This window comes from Thermoleptolyngbya sp. PKUAC-SCTB121 (genome assembly GCF_016919485.1).
GTDB classification, from domain to species: Bacteria; Cyanobacteriota; Cyanobacteriia; order Elainellales; family Elainellaceae; genus Thermoleptolyngbya; species Thermoleptolyngbya sichuanensis.
Genome location: NZ_CP070366.1, coordinates 58662 through 74719, shown reverse-complemented (window position 1 = coordinate 74719; position 16058 = coordinate 58662). Strand labels below are relative to the sequence as shown.

Annotated in this window: 13 protein-coding genes; 7 read left to right on the top strand and 6 right to left on the bottom strand. The window is 57.8% G+C overall.

The features are described 5' to 3' along the window. The first annotated feature begins 99 nt into the window (after positions 1 to 99). Entirely contained in the window at positions 100 to 627 is a 528-nt protein-coding gene (locus JTM80_RS00305; RefSeq protein WP_315874824.1) for a 5-formyltetrahydrofolate cyclo-ligase, read from the top strand. A gap of 27 nt (positions 628 to 654) precedes the next feature. Here the strand turns inward: JTM80_RS00305 and ftsH are convergent, their stop codons facing one another. Beyond that, the gene (gene ftsH, locus JTM80_RS00300) at positions 655 to 2595 is read right to left on the bottom strand and encodes an ATP-dependent zinc metalloprotease FtsH (RefSeq protein WP_172353641.1); all 1941 of its coding nucleotides are present in this window, start codon (positions 2593 to 2595) and stop codon (positions 655 to 657) included. A 199-nt stretch (positions 2596 to 2794) separates the two neighbouring features. Between ftsH and JTM80_RS00295 the strand changes: the two genes are divergently transcribed. Then, positions 2795 to 3796, top strand: a complete 1002-nt coding sequence (locus tag JTM80_RS00295; protein WP_172353640.1) for a zinc-dependent alcohol dehydrogenase family protein — start codon at positions 2795 to 2797, stop codon at positions 3794 to 3796. Between the two features lie 238 nt (positions 3797 to 4034). Here the strand turns inward: JTM80_RS00295 and JTM80_RS00290 are convergent, their stop codons facing one another. Together JTM80_RS00290 and JTM80_RS00285 are read right to left on the bottom strand one after the other, a co-directional pair. Then, positions 4035 to 5240 carry an alpha/beta hydrolase gene (locus tag JTM80_RS00290; RefSeq protein ID WP_172353639.1) on the bottom strand — a complete coding sequence of 402 codons (1206 nt, stop codon included), beginning with the start codon at positions 5238 to 5240 and terminating at the stop codon, positions 4035 to 4037. Then, positions 5237 to 7015, bottom strand: a complete 1779-nt coding sequence (locus JTM80_RS00285) for an NFACT family protein (protein WP_172353638.1) — start codon at positions 7013 to 7015, stop codon at positions 5237 to 5239. Before JTM80_RS00285 ends, JTM80_RS00290 begins: the two co-directional genes overlap by 4 nt. A 532-nt stretch (positions 7016 to 7547) precedes the next feature. Between JTM80_RS00285 and remA the strand changes: the two genes are divergently transcribed. Beyond that, positions 7548 to 7808: an extracellular matrix/biofilm regulator RemA gene (remA, locus tag JTM80_RS00280; protein ID WP_068510970.1), complete on the top strand. Its 261-nt coding sequence runs from the start codon at positions 7548 to 7550 to the stop codon at positions 7806 to 7808. A 127-nt stretch (positions 7809 to 7935) separates the two neighbouring features. After that, complete coding sequence (gene gmk, locus JTM80_RS00275; protein WP_172353637.1) at positions 7936 to 8556, top strand: guanylate kinase; 621 nt, start codon at positions 7936 to 7938, stop codon at positions 8554 to 8556. 44 nt (positions 8557 to 8600) lie between these two features. Here the strand turns inward: gmk and JTM80_RS00270 are convergent, their stop codons facing one another. Both JTM80_RS00270 and JTM80_RS00265 read right to left on the bottom strand, forming a co-directional pair. Beyond that, positions 8601 to 8990, bottom strand: coding sequence for a hypothetical protein (locus JTM80_RS00270; protein WP_205370355.1), 390 nt, complete (start codon positions 8988 to 8990; stop codon positions 8601 to 8603). Between the two features lie 457 nt (positions 8991 to 9447). Continuing rightward, positions 9448 to 12642 carry a valine--tRNA ligase gene (locus tag JTM80_RS00265; protein WP_172353636.1) on the bottom strand — a complete coding sequence of 1065 codons (3195 nt, stop codon included), beginning with the start codon at positions 12640 to 12642 and terminating at the stop codon, positions 9448 to 9450. Between the two features lie 529 nt (positions 12643 to 13171). Here JTM80_RS00265 and JTM80_RS00260 point away from each other — a divergent pair. The 3 genes from JTM80_RS00260 (at position 13172) to JTM80_RS00250 (ending at position 15154) form a co-directional block, all read left to right on the top strand. Next, positions 13172 to 13885, top strand: coding sequence for a GntR family transcriptional regulator (locus JTM80_RS00260; RefSeq protein ID WP_172353635.1), 714 nt, complete (start codon positions 13172 to 13174; stop codon positions 13883 to 13885). Positions 13886 to 13989: 104 nt separating this feature from the next. Further along, positions 13990 to 14397, top strand: a complete 408-nt coding sequence (locus tag JTM80_RS00255; protein ID WP_172353634.1) for a gamma-glutamylcyclotransferase — start codon at positions 13990 to 13992, stop codon at positions 14395 to 14397. Between the two features lie 253 nt (positions 14398 to 14650). Beyond that, a complete protein-coding gene (locus JTM80_RS00250; protein ID WP_172353633.1) occupies positions 14651 to 15154 on the top strand; it encodes a Tic20 family protein in 504 nt (167 codons plus the stop codon). An 87-nt stretch (positions 15155 to 15241) separates the two neighbouring features. Here JTM80_RS00250 and JTM80_RS00245 read toward each other — a convergent pair whose 3' ends face one another. Then, complete coding sequence (locus JTM80_RS00245; protein ID WP_172353632.1) at positions 15242 to 16039, bottom strand: fumarylacetoacetate hydrolase family protein; 798 nt, start codon at positions 16037 to 16039, stop codon at positions 15242 to 15244. Positions 16040 to 16058: the final 19 nt, after the last annotated feature.

Genomic DNA, 16058 nt, shown 5'->3' with positions numbered 1-16058 from the left:
CCAACTTCTAACCCCTTGGATCTCACCGCTGGCTCCCAAGCTGACCGTGATCAGGAAAAGGCCATCCGACGGCGATCGCTGCTCAAGGCCCGTCAGACGATGCATCCTGATCTCTGGCGAGAAAAGAGCGATCGCCTCTGTGCCCGGTTGCAAAGCTGGGAGGGATTTGCTCAGGCGCGGACGGTTCTCGCCTATTTCAGCGTGCGCCAAGAGCCTGACCTCAGCCCGTTGTTTCATCTGCCCAAGCGCTGGGGCTTCCCCCGCTGTGTTGAAAAAGAGATGGTCTGGCATCGCTGGTCGCCCAATGGAGCCGGGATGCCCCGTGCCTACCCGCTGCAAACGGGCGCGTTTGGTATCCCAGAACCCCATCCCCTATCGCTCCAGCTCAGCCCAGCAGAGGTAGACCTGATCCTGGTTCCGGCGCTGGCCTGCGATGTGCAGGGCTATCGACTGGGCTACGGCGGCGGCTTCTACGACCGGATGCTGAGTGCGCCCCAGTGGCGGGGCAAACCCACAATCGGCATTGTGTTTGAGTATGCCCGTGTGCCCCGCCTGCCAAGAGATCCCTGGGATCGCCCGCTACACGGCATCTGCACCGAAACAGGGCTATTCCTGGCAGACGGCTAACGGAACGGGTTGCGTTGCATCAGAACGCTAGATCCCTTGGGCAGCAAGCTGCTGTTCCGGCAACTCGACCGACTCGCCCACAATCTTGCGGAACTGTTCCCCATCAATGGTTTCCTGCTCTAGCAAAATCTCTACCAGCTTGTCTACTAAGGCGCGGTTTTCGCGGATGAGGCGACGGGCCTCGCGGTGGCAGCGGGTGGCAATATCCCGCACCTGATGGTCGATCTTGACGGCAATTTCTTCAGAATATTCCGACCGCGACATCAGATCTCGCCCCAGAAACACCTCATTGTTGCCGCTTTCCAGCGCAAAGGGGCCCAGGTCAGACATGCCGTAGCGAGTCACCATTTCGCGGGCCAGGTCTGCCACCACGCGGATGTCGCCGCTCGCGCCGACTGTCACCTCCGGATCGCCAAACACTTCTTCCTCGGCGGCGCGGCCGCCCAGCGCAATGGTGATGCGGTCGAGCAGCCAAGCGCGGGTGTAGAGGCCGCTGTCGATCATCTCTTCGTTGAAGGTCTGCTGGGCAAAGCCGCCCACGCCGCCGGAGCGGGGGATGATGGTCACTTTGTTCAACGGATCGGAGTTTTTCAGCAGGGTCATCAGCAGCGCATGGCCGACCTCGTGATACGCAATCAGCCGCTTTTTCTTGCTGTCGAGCAGCGGCGTTAGCGTCATGCCCGTGGTGATGCGGTCGATGGCATCGTCGATTTCCAGCGCCGTGATTTCTTCCTTGCGGCGACGGGCGGTGAGGATGGCGGCTTCGTTCAGCAGGTTTGCCAGGTCGGCCCCAGAGAACCCTGGCGTGCGGCGGGCGATCGCCTCTAGCGATACCTCCGGCGACAGCTTCTTGTCGCGGGCGTGGACTTCCAGAATGCCTAACCGACCGTTGTATCCGGGCAAATCGACCTGCACCTGTCGGTCAAAGCGGCCCGGCCGCAGCAGCGCAGAATCCAGCACGTCAGGACGGTTTGTGGCGGCGATGATGATGATGCCCGTGTTGCCCTCAAAGCCATCCATCTCGGTGAGCAACTGGTTCAGGGTTTGCTCCCGCTCGTCGTTGCCGCCGCCGATGCCCGCGCCGCGCTGCCGACCTACTGCGTCGATCTCGTCGATAAAGATGATGCAGGGCGCGTTTTCCTTGGCTTTTTTGAACAAGTCGCGGACACGGGATGCACCCACCCCCACAAACATTTCCACAAATTCTGAGCCAGAAATGCTGAAGAAGGGAACGCCTGCTTCTCCGGCGATCGCCTTGGCCATCAGCGTTTTCCCAGTCCCCGGCGGCCCCACCAGCAGCACGCCCTTGGGAATCTTCGCCCCCACAGCGGTAAAGCGTTCCGGCTTCTTCAGGAAGGTCACCACTTCTTGCAGTTCTTCCTTGGCCTCTTCGATGCCCGCTACGTTGTCGAACGTCACGCCCGTCTTGGCTTCCATCATGAAGCGGGCGCGAGACTTGCCAAAATTCATTGCCTGACCAGAGGCATTGCCAGAGCGGCGCAAAATCATCAGCAGCCCCGCAATCAGCAGAAACGCCAGCAGCGCATTGGTAATAAACCAAGACACCGCATTGCTGTCTGCCGAAGACTGGGCCGCAACATCGACTTTGTTATCTCGCGCCGTTTCAAATAGCGCCTGGTTATCGCCTGGATTGCTGAAGAGAATGACTTCCTGTGGCGTATTGCTGCGATCCTTCAGGTAAACCTGCGCCACACCCCGCGCAGAATCGACCTCGATCCTAGACACCTGCCCTGCTTCAATTTTTTCTATCAGCCCCGTGTAGCTGAGGCGTTCCGGGGAACGGGCCGTGCTGGTTTGCGACAGAGCGGGCGGAGCGACCAGCACGGCTTGCAGCGCCAGCCAGACCGCTGCCACTGCACCTGTCGCCGCGGTACGGACAGTTCGAGTAGTGCGGGTGCGGGGTAGGGAAGTGTTTGGGGTCAGCGGGCGGGGTCGAGAATCACGCATACCTTAAGCTTTCAGTCGTGCCAGAACACAGGATCTTTGGATAGCACTAGTGTAACTTGCTGACTCAGCAGCGGGTGTGGTTTCAGCCTGCGGCCTTACAATTCGGAGCAGGCTGGACTGAAACTTTACGTCCAGTTCACAGGCTGCTGAACCTCTGATTTATCAGGGGATGGGTCGGGCTAGAGAGGAGAAAACCCGGATGAAAGCTGTACTGATGACTGCGCCAGGTGTGCCGGAGGTGCTGCAACTGCGCGACGTTCCTGAACCCCGCCTGACGAGCGATACTGCGCTGCTGGTGCGCCTGAAGGCGGCAGGCGTGAACCCGATTGACACAAAGCTGCGGAAGCGCGGCACGTTTTACCCGGATCAGATGCCTGCAATTTTAGGCTGCGACGGGGCGGGGGTCGTTGAGGCAGTTGGCGCTCAGGTGAAACAGTTTCATATTGGTGAGGCGGTGTATTTTTGCCAGGGCGGGCTGGGCGGAGCGCCGGGAACCTACGCAGAATTTGCCGTGGTAGAAGAACGCTGTGTTGCGCCCAAGCCCGCCACGCTGAGCTTTGCCGAAGCGGCTGCTGCGCCGTTGGTCTTGATTACCGCTTGGGAAGCCTTGTGCGATCGCGCTCGGCTCCAGGCGGGGCAGACGGTGATGGTGCAGGCGGGCGCGGGCGGCGTGGGGCATGTGGCGATTCAACTGGCGCGGCTGATGGGGGCGCAGGTTTACACCACCGTTAGCACTGAGGAAAAGTCGGCACTGGCGCGAGATCTGGGAGCCGCCGCCACGATCGATTATCGAACCACCGATCCTGTGGCTGAAGTGATGGCGCTGACCCAGGGCGCTGGGGTGGATGTTAGCTTTGATACGGTGGGCGGCGGTGTGCTGTCGCAGTGCTTCGCGATGACGCGGGTGTATGGCGATGTGGTATCGCTCCTTGCGCCCGATCCGCAGACGGATTGGAAGACGGCCCGCGATCGCAACTTGCGGGTCAGCTTTGAACTCATGCTCACCCCCATGCTCCAGGGCTTGGACTCTGCCCAAGCGCACCAGTCAGAGATTTTGCACCGCTGCGCCCAGTGGATTGACCAGGGCAAGCTCCGCATCATCCTCAGCCACACGGTTCCGCTGGCAGAGGCAGCAGCGGCGCATCGGCTGCTGGAAGCAGGTTCCTGCCTTGGAAAGATCGCGCTGGCGATCGCCGATTGAGGCCCCTGCCAAAACCCCGTGCCGCGATTCCAATCCCGCCTCCAAAATCCCCCATCCAAAGTCCCCCAGGACTGACCCGCCTGCAATGATTTTTCTGAATCTTGGAGGATTTCTCGCGGGCTGCGCCCAGAGCAATCCTCCAAATGCACAAGCCCCAATGCAAAATCTAAAAGTCCCAATCCAAAATCTTTTGCACAAGCCCCAATCCAAACTCTAAAAGTCCCAATCCAAAATCCTTCTACTGGGCGATCGCCCAATCCAAAAACCGCTCCACATGGTAGAGCGCAATCTGGCCACCAATGCCCCGAAAAATCACATCGAAGGCGTGTTCTGCCCAGGGCAGGCGGATCAGGGCGGCGGTGTTGCCATTGGCGCGGAGTGCTTGGTAAAGCTGCTGGCCGAATTCCGGCTTGACCACATGGTCGCGATCGCCGTAGATCAGCAGCACAGGCGGCAGACCGGGGCGCACATAAGTAATCGGCGAGGCGGCGCGATATTCGGCGGGTCGGGTGTCTGGCGTGCCGCTCAGGAAGTCTTCTAGCAAAGCGCGGGTGTTGATGGGGTCGGGGCGCGGCGGATTGCGATAACCCTCCGCTAGGTCTACCGGGCCGTAGTAGCCGACGATTCCCCGCACGGGCACGGCACCGGGCTGGAAGGCGACCAGGCTGGCCAGGTGTGCGCCTGCCGACCAGCCAAGCAGAGCAAGGCGATCGCCCGCAATTCCCCACGCTGCGGCCCGCTGGCGAATCAGTTGTAGCCCCTGCTGCACATCCTGAAGCTGCGCCGGGAAGGGATGCTCCGGCGCGTGGCGATAGTCCAGCGCGATCACCGTATAGCCCCGCGCCGCCAAGTATTGGTTGAAATGGGCATTATCGTCAGCATCCCCCGTGTGCCACGCACCGCCATAGAGCGCAACGATGGCCCCCATCGGCTCCGGTGGCCGCACCACAGGCTGATACTTCACCAGGCGCAGCGGCGTGCCATCCGCAGCAGCATACTCGATGGATTCAGCAGAAACGTCCGCCGGAATCGGAATGCCCAAGAGCAGGTCAGAAAACACAAATGGGCGCGATCGCCCGCGTCGGGATGCATTTGGGGACAGATCGTAGGAGTCTCCCAGGGCTGCTCGCATCGCCTGGTCTACCTGCTGCACCGTGCCCCGCAGTTGCAACAGCGGCAGGCTGCTGAGCAGGAGGGCAACTAGGCTGAGGGCGATCGCGCTGCGGGCCATGCGCCGAGCCGCAGGACGACGGCTGGCGGAAAAGAGAACGACTGCATCCAGCCCCACCTGCCCATTCACCAGCATCAAAAGCGGGCTGATTTCCGGCGCTCCCACCCCCAGCGGCAGCAGCGCAAAAGTCGGCGCAGGCACGACCGTCCACAGGCTGAGAAACAACCCCACCCCGCTGAGCAACAAGATCACCAAGCCTGCGACACGACTCATGGCGCAACGGGTTCCGGCGTAGAGACGGGAGCAGAACTGGCAGCAGACTCCAGCCAACGCCTAGCCCGCTGCGGCTGTCCCCAAATCACCCGCTCCTGTTTGTAGATCACTGTGCCGGGTCGTGCGCCCTTGGGTTTATACACATGACGCGGCTCCGTGTAGACGACGGGAACCTGCTCACTTTGGGCAGCGCGGCTGTGGTAAGCAGCCAAGTCAGCCGTAAATTGCAGGTCGGCATCCTCTGGCACTACGCCCGCCGGAAGCCGCAGCAGGACATGGCTCCCCGGAATTTCCTGACTGTGAAACCAGAGATCGTAGTCGGTCGCGGTGCGCGAGATTAGCTGGTCGTTCTGGTGATTGTTGCGCCCGATCAGCACCTCAAAGCCGCTGGGTGTGGTGTAGCGGCGGAAGTTCATGTTGGTTGCCGCAGTTCCTCGATAGCGCTGGTCGGGGTCATCGAGATAGCGCTGCTGGATGAGCTCATTGCGAATATCTTCGAGCGCGTCTAGGTCGTCTGGCAGGGTGTAGGTGTCTACTTGCAGGACGGCAACCTGCACCTGTTCCAGGTAGGTGATTTCTGCCTGCACCTCGGCCAGCAGCGGTTCAAGAGCCTGGCGCGATCGCCGCAATTTTTGGTGTCGCTTGTAAAGCGCCTGGGCATTCTGCACGGCGTTCTTTTCAGGATCAAGGGCAATGTTGACAGGTTCGCCCGTCTCAAAGTCCGCTAGCTCAATGGATTTTAGCCCCGGCTGCCATTCGTGCAGGTGCGCCATGAGCAAATCCGCCTGCGCCCGATAGCGATCGGCCTCGTTGGACTGGGCCAGCCGGGTCTGGAAATCTTCGGCTTTGGCGTAGAGCTTGTTGAGCAGATGGGTCAGCCGCTGGTTGAGCTGGTGGCGGAGTTGCGAGAAGACCTGGCGGTTTAGCTCGTCGGTGTAATAGCGGCTGAGCAGCGCTTGTACTGACTCAGCCGGAAGCGCATCGTCCCAGCCCAGCACGGTGTAGCCATCGGACAGCCAGCCGGGGGAAAACTGCTCGGTTCGCAGCGCCGTCAGCCACGCCCGCCAGCGATCGCCCAACCGTTCCCACTCCGCCAGACTCAGCGAATCTGTCTGGCGCTCCGGATCGAGTCCTGCCGCCGCAATCAGCCGCAGCACCAGCGCCGAACTCAGCCCGCGATAGGCCTTCAGCAAGTTGCGCTTGAGCGGGCCAGGAATCAGCGCCACCCGCTCCTGCCAGCGATCGAGCGGCTCCTCTAGGCTGGGCATCGATTCGGTCAAGCCGGGGGGAAACTCGTAGGGCTGTCCCGTCAGCACCGGGCGCACGCTGGACTGCTGAGCGCTGACCTGATGCGCCACGGTAACGATTTGATTGTCAGCATTTGTTAACACTACGTTGCTGTATTTGCCCATGATCTCCACATAGAGATGCCATAGAGCAGGGTCGCCGGGTCGTCGAGCAAACTGAAAATCTAGCACCCGCTCCCAGGGGGCGATCGCCTCTATCGCAACCAGCGCTAGTCCGCTAAGCTGATGCCGCAGTTGTTGACTAAAGGTGAAGGTGTCGGGGCCTTTGGGCGGCGGCGGGTCGATGCACACTCTGGCCGCTTGCGGATGCCAGGAGAGCGTAAGCCAGCCGCGCCGATCGAGCGTGCGGAGGCAGAGGGCAATCGTGTGGCGATCGCGCTGCACAACCTGCTCCAGCCGAGCCGGGAGCCAGGTCACTCGCAGTTCAGCGCAGGTCGCCATCAGAGTCGTGTAATCAACGGGTTGCACAGATTTTCTGGAGATCTACTTCTTTTCTTTCTATGAAGATCCGCATTCACCGAATTCCTGAAATCTATTTTTTATATGAAGAAATACTAGATTTTCTTAGCAATGGCGGATTTTCTTAGCATAGTTGGCGGATTTTTCTCTAACATTCACACTGTTGCAAAAAACTCACCCAATTGGGTGAAGCAGGGTAAGTCAAGGTTCGTGCTACACAGAAATCACAGGTAGGCCCTGAGCTACAAAATTACGGAAAAGTACCACCAGATTTGGTTTTAACAAATTGAAAATATATACGTAAAACATCCTATTATTGGTCAGAATGATTACCATTGACTTTGAATCTGGGGTGACAACTGTAACCTCTAGAACCAAGCACTTTGAGGATTTCTACCGAGTGCATCACTAAAACCAAGAACTATTTGAAAGTCACTAGACGTACTGCTCTTTGCCAAGCGGCCAAGGTGCCGCCTGCTTTGGGGTGGTATCCAGATTTCACGCATCAGTTCTGCTCACTTTCTATTCCGCATGGATTTGTATGGACATCCGGCTCATCAATATCGGCTTCGGGAATATCGTGTCTGCAAATCGGGTGATTGCCATTGTCAGCCCCGAATCAGCCCCCATCAAGCGTATCATCAGCGATGCCCGCGATCGCGGACAGTTAATTGATGCCACCTATGGTCGTCGCACTCGTGCTGTCATTGTGACCGATTCTGGACATGTGGTGTTGTCAGCGATTCAGCCCGAAACAGTCGCCAACCGCTTCATGGTGAGCAAAGACAACAGTGATGACTAGCTCCACCCCGAGATGACTAGCTCCACCCCGAACAGACGCAGCGCAAGAGGCGGCTGATATCAAGACGGATCAGATCTTCAACTGCATATAGAATGAAGATCCTAAAGATTTTGGTTGCAGTTGTTATATGCAAGAGCGTTGGTCAAGTGGCAGGCTAATTGTCCTAACTGGGCCGAGCGGGGTTGGCAAGGGCACGCTCTTGAAAGCCTTGATGACACGGCATCCTGAGCTTTATCTCTCGATCTCAGCGACGACTCGTGCGCCGCGTCCCGGAGAGGTCGATGGTCAGCACTACCTTTTTCTGAGTCGTGCCGAGTTTCAGGCGCTAGTTGACCAGGGGGAACTGTTGGAGTGGGCTGAGTTTGCAGGCAACTGCTACGGCACGCCCCGTCGTCCTGTGGAGGCAGCAGTTCAAGAGGGGAAGTGGGTCATTTTAGAAATTGAGCTAGAAGGGGCACGGCAAATTCGGGACACCTTCCCGGAGGCGCTGCGGATTTTTGTGCTGCCGCCTTCGCTGCATGAGCTAGAGCATCGCCTGCGGGGTCGGGGGCAAGATTCGGAAGAGGCGATCGCCCGTCGGCTGGAGCGGGCCCGCGCCGAAATCAATGCGGCTGACGAGTTTGATGTGCAGGTCGTCAACGATGATCTGGGTCTAGCCCTAGACCGCATTGAGCGAATTCTATTCCCAGCCGCAGATACCCTGCCAGACCCAGCGATCGCCCTCAGCGAAAGGGTCAAAACGCCCTGAGGACTGGCGATCAGTGGCTCTGTCTGCCAAGCAAACCAGGAATTCTAGACAGGCTGAGACTCTTCTGAAGGGCTTTGCAATGAGGCATCTTTGCCCGCGCTGTGGTTGTGTTTTACAGGAGCAGCCGCAATAGTTTCTTCAGCATGAGAACCTGCGCTGGGGTCTGCATTGAGGCGTAGCGCATTTGCCATCATCTCAATCTGCTTTTTTTCGCGCTTTAGATTTTCCTCCAGCTCCTGGATCTGATCCCGCCAGGCCTCAACCTCTAGCGCCCGCCGTCCAATCTCCTGCTCTTTCATGGTGTAGGATTGCCGCCACTGCTCAGCCCTCTGCGCTTCTTCGTGGAGCAGCGCGGGTGAAACCCCGGCGGTCAGATAATCCTGCACAATTTCCAACACCCAATCTTTTGCATCTTGCAACTGCTTGATCTTCATCGAGCTGCTTAGCTCCACGAGAACCAACATGCCTGTTGCATAATGTTCGGATGCCTCGGCCCACACAATATCTCCAGACTCACAAACTGCCCATACGTAGTCAGCACGCTTTTGGGCAAGCAACTTTAGTCCCGCCTTCCCTTCAGAATCTCGCGTTGTCACCTGAGCCAGGTAGAGCATCAGAATCGAGCCGTGATTGAGAAGATTTGTGAATCCTTAAGAGTTAAGTATACCGCTGGCCCCGTTCAGAGTCTAAGGCGATCGCAGCCGAATTGCATGAAGATTCTGAACTGTCACAGTAGATAGTGTCAAAGACTACCAAAACTATCAACGTATGAGTCAACGTATGAGTCCACGGAGAGTGCATCTAGTAAATTGCGATAGCAAAGTCAACATCACCCCTAGATGCAAACCCATAGGCACCCCGTCAGGACTCTAGCCCAAACTCGGGAGAGTCCTAAAGTCGGGAGAGGCGATCGCGCAGAATAGCAGCCTGTGTTTCCGCCTCTGCCAAAGCATCCCGCACCCCCTGAACCACCTCTGCCGGAGCGCGATCGACAAAATTGGCATTACTCAAGCGCGATCGCAGGCTCTCGGCTTCTGCCGTGGTCTTGGCCAGATTCTTCTCCAGCTTAGCTCGCAGGGCAGCAACGTCCACCACACCCGCCAGCGGCACCGACACCTGCACCGTCCGCACCACGCCCACCATCGCCTGCGGCGTTCCCCCAGGCGGAGTTGGCACTTCCTGCACTTGGGGCACAGGCAAAGGCTTTGTCGATTGCGGCGACGGAATTTTGGGCATCGTCGGCCTGGCATCAGAAGGCGACGCTTCGCCCAGAATATCCGTCACCACTCGATTGACCAACTCCCCAAACTCACGGCGCTTCTGAGAAGTCGAGAGATAGCGGATGGCAAACCAGATCGTGTATCCAAAGCCCAGCAGTTTCAGCAGCGGCGTGACCAAAATCAGCCCATTCAGCGAATGCACCGTCGCCAGCAGCGTCCGCGACACTAGCACCAGCGCCACCACCAGGCCCAGCGTTACAATCAGCTTGCGATAGCGCTCCAGAGAGCCAAAGTTCACACCTTCGACCGCTTTGTAGGCAGCTTCGGCGGCTTCTTGAGCCAGGTGCAGTGCCTCTGCCTCAAACTCGTTGGGTGCAGGCAGCGAGTCGCTGGGCGTAGTCGGCACAGACACGGGTTCTGGAATAGACAGGCTCTCAATCTTTGCCAAATCTTTAATATAGGTCTGCCCCGCAGTGAGAATGGCTCGTTCCTGGGCGTTGTCCGTTTGCAGGACGGTGCGAATCTTCACGCCCGGTTTGATGTCTGCCTCGGCCCGCAGGTTCCGCACCGTGCGAATGGTGTCGAAGATTAGCCCAAACTGATCCTCCAAATTAGAGTTGATGCGCTGGGGATCGGCTACGGGATAGGGCTGGAGCGCCAAAGTTGCCTCTTCGCCCGTTTGCGTCAGCGTATGCCAAATTTCCTCGGTAACATGCGGCATAAACGGGTGCAGCAGGCGCAGCGTCCCCTCTAGCACCGTGGCCAGGGTTTGCTGAGCTGCACGACGGCGATCGCCCGCGCTGGTATCCTGAAGCCGCGATTTGACTAGCTCAATATACCAGTCGCAAAAGTCACCCCAGATGAACTCGTACAGCCCCTTCGCCGCTTCGCCTAGGCCGAAGTTATCAATCTGGTGGCGGGTCTGCTGAATCGTCTGGTGATAGCGGGAGAGAATCCAGCGATCGCTCATCTCCAGCCCTTCTGATCCCGGTTCTCCCAGTTGCGCGGGGGTCTGTCCGTCCAGGTTCATCATCACGAACCGAGAGGCATTCCACAGCTTGTTGGTAAAGTTGCGCGAGGCCTCCACTGAGGGCGATTCATCGGTCTTGCGGTTATATTCCAGGCGAATGTCTTGCCCCGCACCCACAACCTCTTTAACCAGCGTGTAGCGCAGTGCGTCGGTGCCGTACTTGTTAATGAGCAGCAGTGGGTCGATGCCGTTGTTGGCCGACTTCGACATTTTCTTGTTGTTTTCGTCCCGCACCAGACCGTGAATGTAGACATACTGGAACGGCATTTTGCCCGTAAAGTGCTGCGCCATCATGGTCATACGGGCGACCCAGAAAAAGATAATGTCGAACCCTGTGACGAGCGTTGTCGTGGGATAGTAGGTCGCCAGGTCAGTTGTCTGATCCGGCCAGCCCATCGTAGAAAAGGGCCAGAGTCCTGAAGAGAACCAAGTGTCGAGTACGTCGGGATCTTGCTGAATCTGCACACTATCGCCGTAGCGGGCCAACAGGTGCGATCGCGCTTCATCTTCCGACATCGCCACCACAAAGGGCGTATCGTCCGTAATTTCGCCGCCCGTCTCGCTGACGGCGTAGTAGGCAGGAATCTGATGGCCCCACCAAAGCTGCCGCGAGATGCACCAGTCGCGCAGGCTCACCAGCCAGTCGCGATAGACCTTCTTCCAGCGTTCGGGGATAAATTCCGGTTCGTTATAGTTATCCAGGCGATCCAGCGCTGCATCGGCCAAGGGGCGAATTTTCACAAACCACTGGGTCGAAAGCAGCGGCTCGATGGGCACTTTGCCGCGATCGCTGTAGGGCACGGTGGTCTTGTAGTCCTCAACCTTGACCAGGAAACCCTCGTCTTGGAGCCGCTGCACCACCTGCTTGCGGGCCTCGAAGCGGTCGAGGCCCTGGAACGGCCCGGCGACTTCGTTCATCGTGCCGTCTTTGTTCATCACGTTGATGAACGGCAGGTTGTGGCGCTTGCCCATTTCAAAGTCGTTGGGGTCGTGGGCGGGCGTAATCTTCACCGCACCGGTGCCAAAGCTGGCATCCACGTAGTCGTCGGCGATGATGGGAATTTCGCGTCCGGTGATGGGCAGGCGAATCGTCTTGCCAAGGAGATGCTGATAGCGCGTGTCTCCTGGATTCACCGCCACAGCCGTATCACCCAGCATCGTCTCTGGGCGCGTCGTCGCGACTTCGACAAAGCCAGACCCATCCGTCAGCGGATAGCGGAAGTGCCAGAGGTGGCCGTTCACTTCCTGGTTTTCCACCTCCAGATCCGACACCGCAGACTGGCTGGCGGGGCACCAGTTCACCATATACTGCCCGCGATAGATCAAGCCCTCGTCATAAAGCTGCTTAAAGGAATGCAGCACCGCCCTAGACAGACCCTCATCCATCGTGAAGCGCTCGCGGCTCCAGTCTACCGACAGCCCCAGGCGGCGAAGTTGTCCGACGATGGTGCCGCCGGATTCTTCTTTCCATTCCCAGGCGCGTTTGAGGAACGCCTCGCGCCCCACATCGTAGCGGGTTTTGCCCTGCTGTCGCAGTTCCTTTTCCAAAAGCGTTTGCACGGCGATGCTGGCGTGATCGGTGCCAGGGAGCCAGAGTGTGTTGCGACCGATCATGCGGTGATAGCGCACCAGCACATCGATCAGCGCGTGTTCAAACGCATGGCCCATGTGCAGGCTGCCCGTCACGTTGGGCGGCGGAATCACAATGCAGTATGGCTCGCCCGGAGCGTTGGGGTCTGCCTTAAAAACTTGCCGCTCTTCCCAATATCGTTGCCATTTGGGTTCGGCGATCGCAGCGTCGTATTGGCTGGGCAAGTTGGGGATAGTCGCAGTCATGACTGGCGCAGAATTTGGCTGGATTACTCCTTACCACGTTACAAGAATTTTGCAGTTAGATGTCAGAGTTTGGGGATGGGCTAGTGAAGGGTTAGACACGTCCCCAACTCTGCGGGACGCTGGATGCAAATCGAGCCTGCGTGTACACTGCATACAGGGCACATGGTTTAGACGACCCTGAGGTCTATGTCATTGCCATCCTAAAGGTTGCTTAAACTTGCAATCTCTAAGCTTCTTCTTCATCCGTCCTTTCCTCAGAGCTAATTTACGAAGCAAATCTTAAGAAGCCTGAAACTCTTGGCATGTGTGGCTTTGAGGTCATGTTTGCCCAGGAAAAGCGGTTTCTCGGAAATCCTTGATTAACAAGGCTTTCAGGCTCCTTTACAAATTAGCTCTCAATCAGGGTAGTTTTGAGTAGGGCTGCTGTAAGCTGCATCTGGGCGAAGTAGCCTAAATTCTGAACTTAATTCAACATTCGACTATTTACTCATTACTTATTTACTGATTTAACGCGAAGGATCTTCTCGTTTTGACTCTCTCTTCCCTTTCGGTTCAACGTAGTAAATCCCTCTACGAGCAGACCTACGAAGCGCTGCGGGCCAGCATCTTGTCTGGAGATCTGGCTCCTGGGCAGCGGCTAGTAGAAACGCAGCTTGCCGAGCGACTCCAGGTCAGCCGCACGCCGATTCGCGAGGCGATGCGTCAGCTTCAGCGGGACACGCTGGTGACGGCCGACAGCAGCGGTGGGCTGCGGGTGGCCTCGCTATCGGTCGAAGACGTAATTCAGCTTTATGACTGTCGGCTGGCGCTGGAGCAGTTTGCCGTGCAGAGAGCCTGCCAACACGCCACACCAGAGCAAGTGCGATCGCTCGAACAATTGGTGGCCCAGTCCGAAACCCTGAGCAAGTCCCAGACCGAATACAGCCCCGAAATGCTCGATCTGGACTATCGGTTTCATCGGCTGATTGCCGAAAGCTCTGGCAATCGCTGGCTGGTGTCGCTGCTGGATCAGGTGTTTGACAAGATGGCGCTACTGCGGGTGCAAACGACGCGCCGCAATCCCCGCGTACTGGAAATTCGGCAGGAGCATCGGCAGATCTTCGAGACGATTCAGACGGGCTGGCGATCGCGCTCTGAGGCCGACATCACCGCCGCCGTTGCTGCCATTCGGACGCACCTAATCGCCAGCCAAGCCCGCGTGACACAAGAAGTAGAGAACTTGCAGCACGGCGTAGACGGATGAAGTGATAAGGGACAGCACGATAATGCCATGATGAGATGATGTGAGATTTTGTTCTATCCATCCATTGTTCCATCCACGTTCCATTCACGTTCTATCCAACTGATATGACCGAAGCCACGACTCGCCACGTCTTTATCTGCGGCTCTGCTCTGCGCGGCCAGCCCGACCACGGCAACCTGCAATCCGCTACGTTTGTGCGGGAAGCCAAAACCAAACCCATGTATCGCCTGCATTCGGTGCAAAACGGCTGGCATCCTGGCATTTATCCCGTCGAAGAGGGCGGCATCTCGATTCCGGGCGAAGTGTACGAGATGACGGCCGAACAGTTCGACTACCTGGCCAGCAACGAGCCGCCCAATATGCACCCCAAAGACGTGTACCTGGAAGACGGCAGCGTAGTGACTGCCTTCCTCTACCCCAGAGAACTAGTAGAACAGTACGGCTGGGAAGACGTGTCGCACTATGGCGGCTGGATTGCCTATAAGGCGGCCACCGCATCCACCAGCAGCTAAGCGGCTCATCGAAACGTGGCGGACACAGGTTACGTCGGGTAGGCGGCGCGAGTAAATTGCGCGATTCACCCCAAGCTGCGCGATTTTAGGCGTGTGCCTTACACTGGAGTAGTTCCCATTGCCCTACAGCTTCCATCGCTAGAGTCTAGGCAATGTTTTACCAGTGCCCGTTGCATACGCCTAATACAGACACCCATCGCGAGTCACCCATCGCGAGTCACCCGTCACAGACGACCATCGGAGAGTTCAACCTATGTCCTGGCGCACATCCTCTGCTGGCCCGCTCGATCGCCTGTTTGCCTGCCTTCCCTACATCCTGCCGATGCTGGAGGCGCTACCCTTTGGGGTGGGGCTACTGAGGGAGTTTCCGATGCTGCAACCGCTGCTGCTGCCGCTGGCTCCCTTCGCCTTTGTCTATAGTCTGGTAACGGGCATCTTTTCGTTTGGCGGGTTTGGCATTGGTGGATTTCTGGTCTTCCTGGCGCTGTATTTTCTGGTCGTCCGCAACGAAAGCATTTCTCATTTCATCCGGTTCAACACGATGCAATCTATCCTGATTGGCATTGCGCTGAGCCTGTTTGCGCTGGTGATCAGTCCAATTTCCGAGGTGCTACCGCCGCTGTTTGTGCAGAGCCTCTTTACGGCGCTGTTTTTGGGGGCATTTATCCTCTGCATTTATGCGATTGTGCAGTCGGCGCTGGGCCGCTATGCCGAGATTCCGACGATTTCTGACGCGGCAAAAATGCATGTGTACTAAATCTCCGCACCAGCTTGCTGTCAGCGGGCTAGCCTAGATCATTATTGAAAAATTGCTAAGAATTGAGGGCAGTTGAGCCAGCGGGGGTCAGGCGATCGCCACTGATTCTGCATTTCTGGCGGCAATTGTGTTTTCTAGTGCGCCAATGCCCTCGATTTCCACCCGAATGCGATCGCCCACTTGCACAGGCCCAATCCCTTCCGGCGTGCCCGTCAGCACCACGTCCCCCGGCAGCAGCGTCATTACTTGGCTGATGTAGGACACCAGCACCTCTGGCGCAAAGGTCATTTCGCTAATCAGCGCCGACTGCACAGGCTTGGGGCTATCGTTCAAAAAAGTTTGCAGGCGGGCGCTGGGGTTCAGTTCTCGCACGATCCACGGGCCCAGCGGACAAAAGGTATCAAAGCCTTTGGCGCGAGTCCACTGACCGTCTTTTTTTTGCAAGTCGCGGGCGGTGACATCGTTGGCAATGGTGTAGCCCCAAATCTTGTTCTGGGCAGTTTCGGGGGAGCAATCACAGCAGCGATCGCCAATCACCAGCGCCAGTTCGCCTTCATAGTCCACCCGCGCCGACTGGGGCGGATAGAAGATTGGGTCACCCATTGCAATCAGCGTCGTTGAGGGCTTGAGAAACAGCAGCGGCTCTTTCGGGGCTTCGGTACCCATTTCGGCAGCGTGCTTGGCGTAGTTTTTGCCCACGGCGATGATTTTTGACGGCACGCAGGGGGCCAACAGCCGATAGCTATCCGGCTCAATCAGCAGATCGGTCAACTGCCCCTCCAGCCACGGCGGCGCATCCAGCACCTGCACCTGGCGGTTGAGCTGCAAAATGCCGTAGTAGAGCTGACTGGAGGTGGTTTGAACCCGAACGTAGCGCTGCGCCATAGCAAAAACTGAAATCCAG

Excerpts from the sequence above, each read along its gene's own strand:
- JTM80_RS00265 (WP_172353636.1), bottom strand. The coding sequence starts at position 12,642 with ATGACTGCGACTATCCCCAACTTGCCCAGCCAATACGACGCTGCGATC.
- JTM80_RS00270 (WP_205370355.1), bottom strand. The coding sequence starts at position 8,990 with ATGAAGATCAAGCAGTTGCAAGATGCAAAAGATTGGGTGTTGGAAATT.
- remA (WP_068510970.1), top strand. The coding sequence starts at position 7,548 with ATGGACATCCGGCTCATCAATATCGGCTTCGGGAATATCGTGTCTGCA.
- ftsH (WP_172353641.1), bottom strand. The coding sequence starts at position 2,595 with ATGCGTGATTCTCGACCCCGCCCGCTGACCCCAAACACTTCCCTACCC.
- gmk (WP_172353637.1), top strand. The coding sequence starts at position 7,936 with ATGCAAGAGCGTTGGTCAAGTGGCAGGCTAATTGTCCTAACTGGGCCG.
- JTM80_RS00305 (WP_315874824.1), top strand. The coding sequence starts at position 100 with ATGCATCCTGATCTCTGGCGAGAAAAGAGCGATCGCCTCTGTGCCCGG.
- JTM80_RS00295 (WP_172353640.1), top strand. The coding sequence starts at position 2,795 with ATGAAAGCTGTACTGATGACTGCGCCAGGTGTGCCGGAGGTGCTGCAA.
- JTM80_RS00245 (WP_172353632.1), bottom strand. The coding sequence starts at position 16,039 with ATGGCGCAGCGCTACGTTCGGGTTCAAACCACCTCCAGTCAGCTCTAC.
- JTM80_RS00250 (WP_172353633.1), top strand. The coding sequence starts at position 14,651 with ATGTCCTGGCGCACATCCTCTGCTGGCCCGCTCGATCGCCTGTTTGCC.
- JTM80_RS00290 (WP_172353639.1), bottom strand. The coding sequence starts at position 5,240 with ATGAGTCGTGTCGCAGGCTTGGTGATCTTGTTGCTCAGCGGGGTGGGG.
- JTM80_RS00255 (WP_172353634.1), top strand. The coding sequence starts at position 13,990 with ATGACCGAAGCCACGACTCGCCACGTCTTTATCTGCGGCTCTGCTCTG.